Origin of the sequence: Rhodococcus sp. WY5 (assembly GCF_018588185.1) — a bacterium.
Taxonomy (GTDB): domain Bacteria; phylum Actinomycetota; class Actinomycetes; order Mycobacteriales; family Mycobacteriaceae; genus Rhodococcus_F; species Rhodococcus_F qingshengii.
The window spans coordinates 2,228,260-2,243,176 of record NZ_JAAMPR010000001.1 but is presented as its reverse complement, the minus strand read 5'-3'; the positions used below and the strand labels follow the sequence as shown (position 1 = coordinate 2,243,176).

At 62.2% G+C, this 14,917-nt stretch carries 13 protein-coding genes; 4 read left to right on the top strand and 9 right to left on the bottom strand.

The genetic code is table 11. The features are described 5' to 3' along the window. Positions 1 to 143: 143 nt before the first annotated feature. Both G4D79_RS10430 and G4D79_RS10425 read left to right on the top strand, forming a co-directional pair. Positions 144 to 1,565, top strand: coding sequence for a short-chain fatty acyl-CoA regulator family protein (locus tag G4D79_RS10430; RefSeq protein WP_099697538.1), 1,422 nt, complete (start codon positions 144 to 146; stop codon positions 1,563 to 1,565). Positions 1,566 to 1,632: 67 nt separating this feature from the next. After that, on the top strand, positions 1,633 to 2,628 hold the full coding sequence (locus tag G4D79_RS10425; protein ID WP_047269774.1) for an endonuclease/exonuclease/phosphatase family protein: 996 nt from the start codon (positions 1,633 to 1,635) through the stop codon (positions 2,626 to 2,628). A gap of 70 nt (positions 2,629 to 2,698) precedes the next feature. Here G4D79_RS10425 and G4D79_RS10420 read toward each other — a convergent pair whose 3' ends face one another. The 6 genes from G4D79_RS10420 to G4D79_RS10395 all read right to left on the bottom strand — a co-directional run bounded on the left by G4D79_RS10420 (position 2,699) and on the right by G4D79_RS10395 (position 9,185). After that, positions 2,699 to 3,937, bottom strand: coding sequence for an HNH endonuclease signature motif containing protein (locus G4D79_RS10420; RefSeq protein WP_099697537.1), 1,239 nt, complete (start codon positions 3,935 to 3,937; stop codon positions 2,699 to 2,701). A gap of 114 nt (positions 3,938 to 4,051) precedes the next feature. Next, a complete protein-coding gene (locus tag G4D79_RS10415) occupies positions 4,052 to 5,959 on the bottom strand; it encodes an alkyl/aryl-sulfatase (protein WP_099697536.1) in 1,908 nt (635 codons plus the stop codon). 63 nt (positions 5,960 to 6,022) lie between these two features. Next, on the bottom strand, positions 6,023 to 6,349 hold the full coding sequence (locus G4D79_RS10410) for an SHOCT domain-containing protein (protein WP_003939954.1): 327 nt from the start codon (positions 6,347 to 6,349) through the stop codon (positions 6,023 to 6,025). Between the two features lie 24 nt (positions 6,350 to 6,373). Next, a complete protein-coding gene (locus tag G4D79_RS10405; protein WP_007732604.1) occupies positions 6,374 to 6,802 on the bottom strand; it encodes a DUF6325 family protein in 429 nt (142 codons plus the stop codon). Positions 6,803 to 6,872: 70 nt separating this feature from the next. Further along, positions 6,873 to 8,144: a nitrate/nitrite transporter gene (locus G4D79_RS10400; RefSeq protein WP_063315789.1), complete on the bottom strand. Its 1,272-nt coding sequence runs from the start codon at positions 8,142 to 8,144 to the stop codon at positions 6,873 to 6,875. A 45-nt stretch (positions 8,145 to 8,189) separates the two neighbouring features. Beyond that, positions 8,190 to 9,185, bottom strand: coding sequence for an aldo/keto reductase (locus G4D79_RS10395; RefSeq protein ID WP_037128852.1), 996 nt, complete (start codon positions 9,183 to 9,185; stop codon positions 8,190 to 8,192). A gap of 101 nt (positions 9,186 to 9,286) precedes the next feature. Between G4D79_RS10395 and G4D79_RS10390 the strand changes: the two genes are divergently transcribed. Then, a complete protein-coding gene (locus G4D79_RS10390; protein ID WP_020970773.1) occupies positions 9,287 to 9,844 on the top strand; it encodes a TIGR03086 family metal-binding protein in 558 nt (185 codons plus the stop codon). On the opposite strand, the gene G4D79_RS10385 is transcribed toward G4D79_RS10390, so the two are convergent. The 3 genes from G4D79_RS10385 to G4D79_RS10375 form a co-directional block, all read right to left on the bottom strand. Then, on the bottom strand, positions 9,841 to 11,115 hold the full coding sequence (locus G4D79_RS10385; RefSeq protein ID WP_058037682.1) for an alkaline phosphatase family protein: 1,275 nt from the start codon (positions 11,113 to 11,115) through the stop codon (positions 9,841 to 9,843). The two genes, G4D79_RS10390 and G4D79_RS10385, sit on opposite strands and share 4 nt — an antisense overlap. Continuing rightward, positions 11,112 to 12,800: an alkaline phosphatase gene (locus tag G4D79_RS10380; protein WP_099697535.1), complete on the bottom strand. Its 1,689-nt coding sequence runs from the start codon at positions 12,798 to 12,800 to the stop codon at positions 11,112 to 11,114. The genes G4D79_RS10385 and G4D79_RS10380 overlap by 4 nt, the downstream gene beginning before the upstream one ends. A gap of 103 nt (positions 12,801 to 12,903) precedes the next feature. Then, positions 12,904 to 13,110, bottom strand: coding sequence for a hypothetical protein (locus G4D79_RS10375; protein WP_223304509.1), 207 nt, complete (start codon positions 13,108 to 13,110; stop codon positions 12,904 to 12,906). A gap of 103 nt (positions 13,111 to 13,213) precedes the next feature. Between G4D79_RS10375 and ilvD the strand changes: the two genes are divergently transcribed. Next, entirely contained in the window at positions 13,214 to 14,908 is a 1,695-nt protein-coding gene (gene ilvD / locus G4D79_RS10370) for a dihydroxy-acid dehydratase (RefSeq protein ID WP_003940201.1), read from the top strand. Positions 14,909 to 14,917 lie beyond the last annotated feature (9 nt).

Sequence of the window (14,917 nt, the reverse complement as noted above, 5' to 3'; positions counted from 1 at the left end):
TATCTATTTGCACGCTACGCAGCTCATTCACCTCGGGATAGGCCCTCGCAATTGCCTATTTGTGCAATGACAATGCTGCAATGTTGCGAATGTTGCGAATAGCTTCTCGGTAGGGTGAACGCGATCGGCACCGAGGAGATTCGATGAAGAAGATGTACGCGGGAGCGCGGCTGCGACGGCTGCGGGAGGAACGAAACCTGTCACAGTCCGCACTGGCGAAGGCACTCGAACTCTCCCCCAGCTATGTCAATCAACTGGAGAACGATCAACGACCGCTGACGGTGCCCGTCCTTCTCAAGCTCAACGCCGAGTTCGATCTCGACGTGCAATTCTTCGCCTCCGATTCCGACGCACGCCTGGTTGCGGACGTTCATCACGCCTTGGCCGAAACTTCGGAATCTGGAGACGTATCTCTGGCCGAGGTGGACGAATTGGTGGCCCGCATGCCGGCGGTCGGACGCACCCTCGTGATGTTGCACCGCCGCCTTCACGCCGCGACAGAGCAGTTGGACCAGTTCTCGACGCAGTTGTCCGGCGAACCAGCGTCCGATGTGTCACTCGTACCGATGCCCTACGAGGAAGTTCGGGACTTCTTCTACGACCGAAAGAATCACATCGCCGTTCTGGACGACGCTGCCGAGCAGATGTTTCTGGACAACGGATTGTCCGTGGGCGCAGTGGATTTGCAACTGGCACGACTACTTCGCGATCAGCACGGCGTCACCGTGACGATCCGTAACGACGAACCCGACAAGCTCGGCCCCAAGCGTTACTACGATCCGAACAAGTCGGTCCTCACACTCGCCCGTCGTCTGTCGGCAGGACAACGCGCGTTCCAGATCGCAATGCAGTTGGCCTTCTTCACGCAGGCCGACGTGATCGATTCCCTTGTCGCCGAGGATGAATCATTGAGCGCCGAGTCCGCAGCGCTGGCTCGCGTCGGACTCGCACACTACTTTGCCGGCGCACTGCTACTCCCGTACACCCAATTCCTGCAATCCGCTGAGGCCTTGCGGTACGACATCGACCTGCTCAGCCTCAAGTTCGAGGTCGGCTTCGAGACAGTCTGCCACCGGTTGTCCACTCTCCAACGACACGGCCAACGCGGCATCCCTTTCTTCTTCGTCCGAACCGATCGCGCCGGAAACATCTCGAAGCGTCAGTCTGCTACCGCCTTTCACTTCTCCAGAGTCGGAGGCAGCTGCCCGCTGTGGGTCATCCACGAGGCATTCGCGAGCCCAGGTCGCATCCTCACTCAGGTCGCGAAGATGCCCGACGGCCGGACATACCTCTGGGTGGCGCGCACTACCCACAGCGGCGGACTCGGGTACCTCGCACCCGAGCGCAACTTCGCCGTCGGACTCGGTTGCGACATCGGCTACGCCGATCGCATGGTCTACTCACACGGAATTCAGACGGACGACCCCGCGACCATCGTGCCGATCGGCGCGGGGTGCAAAGTCTGTGACAGGCCAGCGTGCTCTCAACGCGCCTTCCCCCAACTCGGCCGCTCGATCTCCGTCAGTGAGAACAGCAGCAGCCACCTTCCGTATCCGCAACAATAGGGCGCAAACAATAGGGCGCACCGACTCCACCTGCAGTTTCCCGGAGCTATGACGCTCTTCTGCTTCCATGGACGTCATGCAACCCGATGCCGTGACCCCTCGTCGACTGGTTCTTCGCCGCCTTTCGGCCGTGGCCGGTGTGGCCGGCATCGTGACTGGTTTGGTTGCCTTGATCGCAACTCAGTTGGACGTCGATCACAACATCGTGATCGTTCTGGCGTCAGTGGCGCCCTTGTTGATGATTGCTCCGCTGATCGGTGCCGTCGTCTCGGGTATCGGGCGTCAGTGGATCGTGTGCGCCGCCTCGATCCTCGTCCTTGGGTTGTTCGGATGGTCTGTGAGCCCGCTGTACATCGGCGGAACTGGGGAGTCGACGTCTGCGAACGGTCCATCGATTCGAATCATGCAGGCCAACTTGATGGTCGGTGCAGCGGATCCGGAGTCGCTTGTGGCGATGGTCCGCGAACGCGAGGTCGACGTGGTGACGGTCCAGGAGTTGACGTACCAGGAAGCCGACGCGCTCGAAGCCGCCGGGCTTGACGAGGTTCTGAGCCACCAATTCCTCGTCCCGTACACCGACGGTGGTGGCGGGGCAGGAATCTACAGTCGCTTTCCACTCTCCAATCCGCGTAGCCTCGACGGATTCTCACCCGAAACGCTGTCCGCAGAACTGAATGTCGGCTTGGCGCAGCCAGTCACATTGTTCGCCGTGCATCCGGCACCGGCGTACATCTCACCGGCCTCGGTGTGGGCGGACGAGCAGCGAAGGCTCGGGTCTTACATGGACAAAGTCGCCGGGCGGGACAACGTGATAGTGAGCGGCGACTTCAACGCGTCGTACTCGAACAAACAGTTCCGGAATCTTCTCACGAACGGATACACCAGCGCCGCCGACCAATTGGGTTCCGGCCTGATCCCGACCTATCCGACCGACAAGCGGTATCCGGCGGTGGTCGGTATCGACCACATCATCACGAAAGGCGCCGTGGCGACATCCTTGGAACGGATCGAGATCGAGGGATCCGATCACCACGGCCTGATTGCCGACATCACGTTGTCTTGAGTAAATACTGGATTGAGCAAGCACCAGGGCATGGTTGTGCCCCGGTGCTCACGTCTTCAGTTGTCGCGATTCACGCCGCGGTGGGCGGACTGTTCCCGCCGATCGGATGCTGATACGGATCAACCGACATCGGTGGATAGAACACCGATTTCCGATCCGGTCCGATCTCGACCCGCCACTCGGTGTGATGCAGCGTCCGATGATGATGACCGCACAACAGAATCAGATTATCGAGATCCGTTGGGCCACCATCACCCCAGTGAACAATATGATGGGCATCGCACCACCCCGACGGAGTCCCGCACCCCGGAAACGCACACCCACCATCACGAACCGCAAGAGCCCGCCGCTGCGGAACCGTCGCCGTTCGCGCTTCCTTACCGCAGTCGAGCGGAACACCACTCTCGTCCAACAAGATCCGGGTGACCGTGCAGTCGCACGCCAACATCCGGGCCGTGTCGATACTGATCGGACCCACCCAATCCGTCCACGCGAAACCCAGTTCTTCAGTCGACGGCAAGAGGTCTTTCAGCGCCTTGAGGTCTGTCATGTCTTTCGCGGACGCAGTCACAGTGATGTGCGGTTTCACCCCGCCCTCGATCGGACCCAACCCCGCCCACTCGTACCGGCGCAACAATTCGCAGAACCCGTCCGCCCGTCGTAGCGCCGGAGTACGCGTGTCCTTCACGCCGTCCTTCTCCGGCGTCGGAGCCGACAAACTCGACAACAACGTGATCAACCGGGCCCCGTTCACCGCATCCAGATCACCCTTCACCGACACCCGCCCGTACAAGCCTTTCGAGGCGTAGAACTCATTACGCTCCGAATCCTCACCCACCGGAACGCCGTCCTCACGCTTGCCGTACTGCTTCTCGATCCGCCGGATCGCCGCCCGCACCGCATCACAATCCGCGATGTTCTTCGACGCCAACCCCAACAGGATCCCGCGAGCCTTGTCCACATCCGCCGGCGTCATGTTCTTGGGTGGATGCTGACAAAACGACGCCACCTGACGGGCCTTCAACGCGTCAACCTCACCGCGATGAAACGCATCGCCCACAACAGGTTCGAGCATCAACAACCGCGCCAACCCGACCAGCAGACTGCACTCACCGATCTCCAGATTCGTCGAACCATGCAACCACAGCGCGATCGCCCGAAAATCCCTCCCACCGAGAACCTCACGGGAAAACATCTCCACGATCAACAACACCAACCGCGACTGCAACTCGTGCCGGACACGCACCAGATACAGAACCTCACCCTTGAGGTCCTCACCATCCAGCTGCCACGCTCCCCGACTATCCATGCCGAAAGTTTAATCGAACATACTTTCGAGAACCAGAGACAAAACGGACAACTTCAAAAAGGTGCGTGACTCGAGACCTGTTGAATTACAGGCTCGTTCACGACTGATACAGCGCTAGGTCGGAGTGACTATCGCAAAGTTCGGATCCGGCTCGTCGAGGTATCCGGCAAGTTCTGCGAGCTTCGCCGGGTCGCCGGAAACCGAGATGGTTCCATTCGCAATCTCGGCACCCAAGTCCACACCACCGAGCAGCACACCGAGTAAGTCGCGCCGACTCAAACTGAACATCGCATCCACAGACCCAGCATCTGCAGACCCACCTTCCACGTCGAAATGGATCAGAACTCCGTTGCTGAGTTCCGTTCGGTGAACGATGTTTTCGTCAGTGATGTTCCAATCGACGACGATGTGCGAGCCCGCTGCGCGCACTCCATCCACGCGCAGCGATACTGCATCGAAGACTTGACTTACCGACAGCGCTGCGGTGATGTCGGGCGCCGCGGCAACCGTGGGCGTCCCCACTGAGCCGTTGCGCAGTTCGTATGCACCGGTGAGGTAGAAGTTCCGCCAGGTGCCGTTCTCGGCGCCGTACCCGAGTTGCTCGAAGGTATCGGCCTGCAGATTCTTGGCCTCGACGTTGTCCGGTTCAGCGAAGACCACGTAGTTCACCACCTGCGCAACCCAGCGAAAGTCGCCGCGCTCGTACGATTCCCGAGCTTTCCGTAACACTTCTGCTGATCCGCCCATGAACTCCACGTGACGCTTGGCCGATTCGACGGGTGGATGCTCCCACAGATGCGCAGGGTTACCGTCGAACCAACCCATGTATCGCTGGTAGATGGCTTTGACGTTGTGACTGACGGAACCGTAGTACCCGTGCGTGTGCCACGCTTGCGCCAATGCAGTTGGCAGCTCGATCGATTCGGCGATCTCGAGACCGGTCCACCCCTGATTGATTCGACGAAGTGTCTGATCGTGAAGGTACCCGTAGAGGTCGCGCTGCAATGACAGGAACTCGGTGAGCCGTTCGGTCCCCCACGTCGGCCAGTGGTGGGACGCAAACAGAACGTCGGATCGTGAGGCGTAACGATTGATCGATTCCGTCAGGTACGCAGACCAGACGTGAGGATCTCGTACCAGGGCACCGCGAAGCGTGAGCAGGTTGTGGAGAGTATGAGTTGCGTTCTCCGCCATACACAGTGCGCGCAAATCCGGGAAGTAGAAGTTCATCTCGGACGGGGCCTCGGTTCCGGGCGTCATCTGGAATTCGATCCGAACGCCGTCGATCGTCTCCGTGTGACCTGTCTTCGAGATCGACACCGTCGGCGAAATGAGCGTCGGTGTGCCGGTTGAGGTGGTCTGCCCCAACCCGGCTCCGACGCTACCTCGGGGACCTCGGGGTAAGGCCGCTCCGTACATGTAGGCCGCACGTCGAGCCATTGCCGTTCCCGCATAGACGTTTTCCTCGACCGCGTGCTCCACGAGCCCGGTGGGTGCGACGATCACGCATCGCCCGGCGGCGACGTCGTCGTCGGTGGTCACACCTTTGACCCCGCCGAAGTGGTCGATGTGCGAATGCGTGTAGATCACCGCGACTACTGGTCGATCACCACGGTGTTCCCGGTACAGCGCGAGCCCGGCGGCAGCGGTTTCCCGGGAGATCAGTGGATCGATGACGATGATTCCGGTGTCTCCCTCGATCAACGTCATGTTCGACAGATCAAGTCCGCGAATCTGATAGATCGAATCCGTCACCGCAAAGAGTCCCTGCTTGGCGACCAACTTCGACTGACGCCACAAGCTCGGATTGACCGTTGGCGGGCAGTCCTCGTCAAGGAACGCGTAGGAATCGTTGTTCCACAGGACTTTCCCGTCCGAATCGGCAACCAGCCCCGGTTCGAGCGCGGCGACGAAACCCCGCTTCGCCTCGGTGAAGTCGGCGTCGTCGGAGAACGGTAGAGTCTCGGCGACTCGGGCGTTCGCGGCTTCGATTGCGGCCGATGCCGCACGTGGGTCGATCATAAGTCAGCCTTTCACGCCGAATTGCGGCAATGCGCATTGCCGCAATTGAGGAGAACAGCAGGGCTAGCTCAGCAACTGCGCCTTTGCCGCCGCGAACTCGGCATCGGTCAACACGCCGGACTGATGAAGCTGTCCCAACTCCTGCAGCTTGGAGACCAGATCGTCCGCGCCTGAAGGGGGAACGGACTGCACGGGGGCGACCTGCTGCTGCGGCGGCGGCTGTTGCTGCTGGTACTCCTGCTGATATTCCTGCTGCTGCTCGCTGGCCTTTCGTTGACTCCGTCGATCCATGGCGTTGGACGTCGCCTTTGCGGTTCCAGCCACTACCGCCGTGCGCGCCACCGTGCCGAGCAACCCCGGCCGCCCTCTGCGTCCACCTCGAAAAACCATGCCGAACTCCTTGGGTAATTGTCGCTACTGAAATGCTGCTTCGACCGCTGCGACGACTACCTCGCGCGGTATCTGAACGTGAAGGACTACGTCGCCGCCGCCACCGCGAACCGTCGACGCGAGCTCACGCGCCCACGTCTGCTCGTAGACGATGACTGCGGCGGACGTTCCTGGTTCGAGTGACTCACGGACCACGTCCAGGTCCTCGTCACTGATCAATGCCTTGGCTTCGATGGACAGAATCGCCAGTCCGATGTCGGTGAGATCTTCGTCGACATCGATCTGCGACACCTGTCCGTCCGCGTCCTTGGCGATGTACACGAGGTCGAGCAGAGTGACAAAACCTCGTTCCACCACGTTCTGCAGCGCGGCGACAGCTTCAGGATCCACAGTTGAACCTGGGAATGCCAGCACCACGAGCTCGACCGGTCCGATGTTCATTGCGTCGTTCATCCATCAAGCCTGGTGGCTCGGACGCTTGGGAACCTCACCCGCAGGGGATGAATTACCCGATGCGATCGAGTTATTTGTTGCGACGAATGACTTCGCGAATCGGCCGTACGTGTACGCCTTCTGCTGCGAGGGCTCGCCGGGCTTTGCCTCGGGTGACGAGCACACCGACGATACCGAGAATCCAAACCGGATATTGCACCATCCAGGCGACACGGAATCCGTCGAACGTGTACCCGCCCATGTGTCCGAGGATGACGCCCATCACTTGAATCACGATGAGGGAAGCGAGGAATCCCCCGATGTTGACCATGCCTTGCGCGGTGCCCATCGCCGAACTCGGGTTCGACGTACGCGCGTAGTCGAAGCCGATCACCGAACCCGGTCCACCCACCGAGATGACGACCACCAGGATCGTCAACAACCAGAGCGGAGACGGTTCACTACGCGAAAGCACGATCGTCCACATGAGCGCGCTGGCGACCATGATGGTGAGAACCAACCACGATCGACGCATGGGATAGCGGCCGGTGAGGATGCCGAGTATCGGACCGGCCACGATTGCCGAGATGACCGACAGCGTCAGCAGCGAGCCGACGGTGGCGGAGTCGAGGCCTTGAGCCGATTTCAGATACGGCACACCCCACAGCAGCGCGAACGTCGTTATCGAGAACTGCGTCCCCATGTGACTGAAGAACCCGAGGCGGGTGCCGGGTCTCATCCACACCGTCTTGATCTGTCGCCCGATCTCCTTGGCGCCGGCCGGCACGGCCACCACGTCGGCACCGGGAGGCGCGTCGCGGATGACACTCAACGCTAGTGCAAACGCCAACAGTCCGACAGCGGCAGCGCTGCCGTAGGCAAAAGTCCAGCCCGGTCCGGACAACAGCAACATGAACGGAAGCGCAGACATCACCTGGCCCAGCTGACCGAGGATGCCCGTGAACTGCGAGACCAACGGCACCTGCCGGGGCGGGAACCACTGCGGTACCAACCGCAACACCGAGATGAAGGTGAGTGCATCCCCGGCACCGACGGCAATACGTGCACCGATCGCGACGGGCAGCGATTCGGTGAAGGCGAGAGCCAACTGCGCGGACATCATGATGAACGCACCGACTGCGATCATGATCCGCGAACCGTAGCGGTCGAGGAGGACTCCCGCCGGAATCTGCATGCCGGAGTACACGACGATCTGCAGCACGACGAAGCTCGACAGAACGCTGGGCGAGATCGAGAACCGATCAGCAGCAGACAGACCCGAGACGCCGAACGAAGTGCGGTGAAGCACGGCGATCACGTAGGCAAAAACACCGACACCCCAGACCAACCACACTTTTTTCATCGGGTCTGTATGTTACTCCTGTCTTTCGCAAGGCTCAGGACATGATTATTCGCGGCCCTGAGACACCCAATTCAGATCGGCCGAACGGAAGCCTTCGGTGATCGCGGCGAGGGAGTCGAGGCGAGCGATCTGGTCTTCGCTCAGAACGATGTCCAACGCTCCGGCGTTTTCGGTGACTCGTGCAGCGAACCGAGTGCCGGGAATCGAAACGGAAGGCAACCCGTACTGGCGGCCCTTGGCATCGAGCCATGCCAGGGAAACCTGTGCAGGCGTCGCGCCGAGCTCCTCACCGACGGCGCGGACCACGTCGAGAACCTTCTGATTGGCGGGAAGTGCGGAGTCCGAGAAGCGGGGGAAGCGTCGGCGTAGGTCGTTGTCACCGAGCGTCGCCGCATCGAACGATCCCGCCAAGAAGCCTCGGCCCACAGGTGAAAAGGGCACGAACCCGACTCCGAGTTCCGCCGCGGTGGGTACTACCTTGTTCTCGACGTCACGGCTCCAGATGCTCCATTCCGACTGGATCGCCGCGATCGGATGTACCCCGTACGCACGACGCAGTTCGTCACCGGTCGCCTCGGACAGTCCGATGTTGCGGACCTTGCCCGCCTTCACCTGCTCCGCGATCGCGCCGACGGTGTCTTCGATCGGCACGTTCGGGTCGACCCGGTGCAAGTAGTAGAGGTCGACATGATCGACGCCGAGTCGTCCCAGAGACTCGTCGAGTGCCCGCGGCACGTAAGCCGGGTCTCCGTTGATCCCGCGCTGACCGTTGGCGATGTTGCCGACCAGACCGAACTTGGTCGCCAACTGCACTTCGTCCCGGCGGTCTTTGAGAAGCTCTCCCACCGCACGCTCACTCGAGCCCTCGCCGTACACGTTCGCGGTGTCGATGAATGTGATCCCGATGTCCACCGCATGGTGCAGCGTGGCGAGCGCCTCGGCCGGATCCACCGGGCCGTAGACCGGGGCGACGGACATCGCGCCGTATCCCTGGGCGCTGACAGTGAGACCTTCGGCCAGAGTGACGGTGGGGACGGTCATGAAAACTCCTCGATTCGACTGAGCGACAACCCCGACAGTCTTCACCGAATCGAAGCCTCACGCACCGATTAACGTCACGCTGATCGGGTTACCCTCGAGTGATGGCATTCGATTGGCTCGAACTCGTACTCACCGCCCACCGCGAATTCGGTTCACGACTCGCTGCGGTCGAGGACTGGAACGCACCCACGCCCGACTCCGACTGGCACGTCGAACACCTCGTCCGCCACGTCATCGAGGAGCAGCAGTGGGTACCGCCGCTCCTGGCCGGACTGACGGTCGGCGAGGCGACACCGGACATCGTTCCCGTCGGGGACGACCTGTGGACCGAATGGCAGAAGTACTCCGATGCCGCAATCAAAGCGTGGAAATCGACGGACCTCAGTGCCCACGTTCACCTCTCGTACGGCACGGTGAAGGTGGAACCCTATCTGCGCCAGCAGACCTCGGACGTCACGATCCACACCTGGGACCTTGCGCGAGCGGTCGGAGCAGACGAGCGGCTCGATCCAGACCTCGTCGAGGCCGTCTGGTCCGACCTCGACGGGCAGCGCGACATGCTCGCCGAGAGCGGTCTGTTCTCCGCTCCCGTCGATCTTCCTGACGATGCGTCGTTGCAGGACAAGCTGATTGCCCTGACCGGTCGCGATCCTCGTTAGACGTTCAGCGACACACCCGTCGTGCGAGCGACGCCGTCCCAGCCGCCGGCAGGTGCACCGAGGCCGAGCAGAGCCGCAACCGTCGGCGCGACGTCGATCGTGCGAGCCTGCGTGTCGATCTTCCGTCCACCGTCCAGAGCGGGATGTCCGCCGCTGAGGAAGAACGGAATGGGCAGTGTCACGAAGTGGCCGTGGTTGCCGGGAATCGGGTTGGACAGTGGAGTCGGATCACTGAACCGCCAGCCCTGAGCGCAAAACGCAACGACGTCACCGGCATTGGTGCCGAGATCGAATTCGGCGGGGAGGTGGCTGGATTCGACGCCGTCCACACCATCCACGATCTGCTGAATCCGGCTGACGGCTTCCGCCCGTTCGCCATCGGGTCCGACGAAGTAGATCAGGTCTGCGCCACCGTTCTGGGCGATTCGAATCTTGCCTGCCAGCAACGGGTCCGCGTTCAGCGGTCGATCCAAGCCGATGAGCCGCGCGGGCTCCGACCAGTCCATCGAGTGGTCGGCCAACACGATCAGAATGCTCCGATTCCAGCGACCCGTGTCATGAAGGAAGTCGACGAAGCGGCGAACCTGGTTGTCGGTGTTCTGAAGTGCAGCCGTGCGAGCGATCCGGATGGACGGACCGGACAGATCCAGGTGCCCGACCCGATCGACGTCACCGAGGTTGGTGAACGAGAGCCGCGGCGAGTTCCCGCCGACGATACGGATCAAGGCGTCGATCGTGAAGTTGTCCGGCGCATGCTCGGTACCGGGAACGAGCGGCTGCGGATCCCACACCAATGAGGCGCGGTCACCGAACAGCCCGTGAAGGTAGCGCTTCGACAGCACACTCGCAGTGGTCAATCCGAGTTCGGTGCGTACCCGATCCAGAACCGTCGATGCCTGCAGGTCGGAAGGCCGATCGAGGTCACGCTTCTTGTCGATGGCCGGATCGTAGACGGAGTTGGCGGGTACACCCGAACGCGCCGGCAGCACTCCCGTCATCATCGCCGTGTGGTTCGGCAGCGTCTCTGCGATCGTGATGGCACTGGCGTCCGGGTAGTGGATACCGCCGGCCGCAAGCCCGGTCAGCGTCGGGGTGAGCTCCGATCGCAGCTCGTCCGGCCGCATGCCGTCTACGACTATGACATGCACGTCCAGGTCTGGGATTCCGGCGCTGGTGGGAACACTCGCGCGAGCGGGCGTTCCGAGCAATGCCGTTCCGGCGACAACACTTCCACCGATCAGAACGCTACGACGCGAAACTTCGATACTCACTGGTCGACTCCTGGTCGGTACGAGGCCTGATCGAGGGCGGCCGAGGTGGGTGAGACTCTACTGCCCGCGCCTGCCGGAAGACGGTAGCTCACGGCGTAGTGCGCATTGCTCTGCGGATTGGTGAGATCGTCGACGTAGTACCAGTCCATCTGAGTACCTTCGCGGGCGATTTCGAATACGCCGTAGCCGTGCGAATCCAGTTCGACGTACCGCACGTGTCGGTTCACGGCCTTGAATGCTTCTTCTGCCGCAACGGTTACCGTGCGCGGCGGCACTTTCAGCATGTCGTCGATATTGGGCGACGTCACCGACGGGACGACGAACTCGGCGCCGACGGTCGGCCCACCCGGATAGTTGGCGGCGTTGGTCGGTAGGTCGCAGGCCCACGACGTGTGGATGTCACCGGTGATGAAGACGGTGTTGTCCACACCGTTCGAGGTGATCGCGTCGAAAAGCCTGGTGCGGTCGGCGGTGTACCCGTCCCACTGATCCGTGTTGTACGGGACACCGGCCTGCGGCACACCCACCAGTTCGGTCAACGCCGCGGTGGTCGCCGGTTCCAGCGGCGGGAACACGCAGGGCGTGATCATGACCGGATTGCCGACGACCTTCCACTGCGTCGGGGAGGTGACGATTCCGTTGGTCAACCAATCCATCTGTGCGCGTCCGGTAATGGTGCGCGACGGATCGTCGACCTGCTTCATGGTCGGTTGCTCGTCGCGGTAGGTACGCAGATCGAGCATCGAGATCTCGGCCAGATTCCCGAAGCGGAACCGACGATACAGCTGAACGCTCGAACCACTACCCGACGGGCGGACGGGCATCCACTCGAAATATGCCTTGGCCGAGTTGGCCTTTCGATCTGCCCAGTCACCTTCGACACCGGGAGTGTGGTTTTCGGCGCCGTCCCGGTACGCGTTGTCGGCCGATTCATGATCGTCCCACGTGGTGATGAACGGGAGCTTCAGGTGCAGAGCTGCCAGATCCGGGTCTGTCTTGTACTGCGCGTGCCGAATTCGGTAGTCGGCCAGCGAAATGATCTCGTGGGCCGGCTCGTGAAGGCGAACGGATCCGTTTCTCGCGCCGTACTCCCCCTGCCCGTACTCGTAGATGTAGTCACCGAGGTGGATGATCGCGTCGAGGTCTTCGCGGAATGCGAGGTGACGATAGGCACCGAAATACCCCGCCTCCCAATTGGAGCAGGACACCACGCCGAAGCGGAGACGATCGAGATCTGCCGAGTTCGACGGAGCCGTGCGGGTGCGGCCCACCGGAGAAACAGCCGAACCCGCAGTGAATCGGTACCAGTACGTCGTCGACGAATCGAGTCCGGTGACGTCGACCTTCGCGGTGTGATCGGAATCCGCCGAAGCAGCAACACTTCCGGACGCAACGACGCTCGCGAACCCCTCATCGGTCGCGACCTGCCAGTTGAGAGTCACCGCCGGCCCGACGCCGGAACCGGGCGTCGCGTCTGCCGTCGGGCTGATGCGGGTCCAGATGATCACCGCATCCGGCAACGGGTCACCGGATGCCACGCCGTGCGCGAAGCCCGGGCTGCCACCCGGAACCCCGGCACCGGCGTGGCTCGCCGAAGCGACACCGAGACCTACTGCGCCGGCGAGGGCCGCCGATCCCTGCAGCAGGCCACGTCTGGATATTCGATCGAAGGCATTCGTGTGCACGCTAGGAGTGAACCCGCACCTGAACGGGCGTTCAAGAGAGCTTCGGGATGTTCACCCAGGCTTCGCCTGCGCTTCTCTGGAAGTTTGATCGAGTCGATCCCGATTACAACCGGTAATCGAGGGCCGAGCCTCGAACCACACCGACCTTGACTCCGATGTAACCGCCGAGTGCACCCCCGGCCGCGATCAGGATCCAGAACGCCGGCGGAAGCAGAGCCTCGGACCCGTCGACCTCGGAGAACGCGGAATAGCCGGCGATCAACGCGCCGAAGAGGATGGGCAGTATCAGCAGAGCGGCAAAGAAAGTCACCCACACCCGATGCGACGAGTCTATTCACGACGGACGGCGTTTGTCGGCAAGTCGAGTCGCTCGTCTGCCGGAAACACACCCCGCTGACGCCTATGCTTGGAAAATGACCGAACCCGACATCAAGCCCAGAAGTCGTGACGTCACCGACGGACTCGAAAAGACCGCAGCGCGCGGCATGTTGCGTGCAGTAGGAATGGGCGACGACGACTGGGTCAAGTCGCAGATCGGCGTCGCCTCGTCCTGGAACGAAATCACGCCATGCAACCTGTCCCTCGATCGCCTGGCCAAGGCCGTCAAGGAGGGCGTACGGGAAGCCGGCGGGTTCCCTCTCGAATTCGGCACTATCTCCGTCTCCGACGGCATTTCGATGGGGCACGAGGGCATGCACTTCTCCCTCGTCTCCCGTGAAGTGATCGCGGACAGCGTCGAGACCGTCATGCAGGCCGAGCGTCTCGACGGATCGGTCCTTCTCGCCGGCTGCGACAAGTCGTTGCCCGGCATGATGATGGCGGCGGCCCGCCTCGACCTCGCCAGCGTGTTCCTCTACGCCGGCTCCACCCTCCCCGGCGTCGCCAAACTTTCCGACGGCAGTGAGCGTGAAGTCACCGTCATCGACGCGTTCGAGGCGGTTGGCGCCTGCTCGCGTGGGCTGATGAGCCGCGCCGACGTCGACACCATCGAACGGGCGATCTGCCCGGGCGAAGGCGCGTGCGGCGGCATGTACACGGCAAACACGATGGCCAGCGCCGCCGAGGCCATGGGAATGTCGCTGCCCGGCAGCGCTTCACCGCCCGCACCGGATCGTCGCCGCGACGGCTTCGCCCGCGAGAGCGGCAAAGCCGTTGTCGAACTCCTGCGTCGAGGTATCACTGCGAGGGACATCCTCACCAAGGAAGCGTTCGAGAACGCCATTGCAGTAGTCATGGCATTCGGCGGATCCACCAATGCGGTGCTCCATCTCCTCGCGATCGCGCACGAAGCGTACGTCCCGCTGACGCTCGACGACTTCGCTCGCGTCGGTGCGAAGGTCCCGCACCTCGCCGACGTCAAGCCTTTCGGAAAGCACGTCATGACGGACGTCGACCGTATCGGCGGCGTCCCCGTGATCATGAAGGCATTGCTCGACGCGGGACTCATGCACGGAGATTGCCTGACCGTCACCGGTAAGACCGTGGCGGAGAATCTCGCGCACATCACCCCGCCCGATCCGGACGGCAAGGTCCTGCGGGCGATGAACAAGCCCATTCACCCCACCGGAGGCATCACGATCTTGAAGGGGTCACTCGCGCCCGGCGGCGCGGTGGTCAAGTCGGCAGGATTCGAGTCTGATGTATTCGTCGGCACTGCACGGGTTTTCGAACGCGAGCGCGCCGCGATGGATGCTCTCGAGGACGGCACCATCACCGGCGGTGACGTTGTCGTCATCCGCTACGAAGGCCCGAAGGGTGGTCCCGGCATGCGCGAGATGCTGGCCATCACGGGCGCGATCAAGGGCGCGGGTCTCGGCAAGGACGTCCTGCTGCTGACGGACGGACGATTCTCTGGTGGCACTACTGGCTTGTGCGTCGGACACGTTGCGCCCGAGGCGGTTGACGGCGGTCCCATCGCGTTCGTTCGCGACGGCGATCAGATCCGACTCGACGTGGGTACCGGACAACTCGAATTGTTGGTCGACGACTCCGAATTGGAAGCCCGCAAGAAGGGCTGGGAGCCGTTGCCGCCTCGCTACACACGTGGTGTGTTGGCCAAGTACTCCAAGCTCGTGGGATCAGCCTCGGGTGGAGCGGTCTGCGGCTGATCCCAGCTC

Coding starts and splice junctions, on each gene's coding strand:
- G4D79_RS10430 (WP_099697538.1), top strand. CDS start 144: ATGAAGAAGATGTACGCGGGAGCGCGGCTGCGACGGCTGCGGGAGGAA.
- G4D79_RS10390 (WP_020970773.1), top strand. CDS start 9,287: ATGGCATTCGATTGGCTCGAACTCGTACTCACCGCCCACCGCGAATTC.
- G4D79_RS10410 (WP_003939954.1), bottom strand. CDS start 6,349: ATGGTTTTTCGAGGTGGACGCAGAGGGCGGCCGGGGTTGCTCGGCACG.
- G4D79_RS10420 (WP_099697537.1), bottom strand. CDS start 3,937: ATGGATAGTCGGGGAGCGTGGCAGCTGGATGGTGAGGACCTCAAGGGT.
- ilvD (WP_003940201.1), top strand. CDS start 13,214: ATGACCGAACCCGACATCAAGCCCAGAAGTCGTGACGTCACCGACGGA.
- G4D79_RS10425 (WP_047269774.1), top strand. CDS start 1,633: ATGGACGTCATGCAACCCGATGCCGTGACCCCTCGTCGACTGGTTCTT.
- G4D79_RS10405 (WP_007732604.1), bottom strand. CDS start 6,802: ATGAACGACGCAATGAACATCGGACCGGTCGAGCTCGTGGTGCTGGCA.
- G4D79_RS10395 (WP_037128852.1), bottom strand. CDS start 9,185: ATGACCGTCCCCACCGTCACTCTGGCCGAAGGTCTCACTGTCAGCGCC.
- G4D79_RS10415 (WP_099697536.1), bottom strand. CDS start 5,959: ATGATCGACCCACGTGCGGCATCGGCCGCAATCGAAGCCGCGAACGCC.
- G4D79_RS10400 (WP_063315789.1), bottom strand. CDS start 8,144: ATGAAAAAAGTGTGGTTGGTCTGGGGTGTCGGTGTTTTTGCCTACGTG.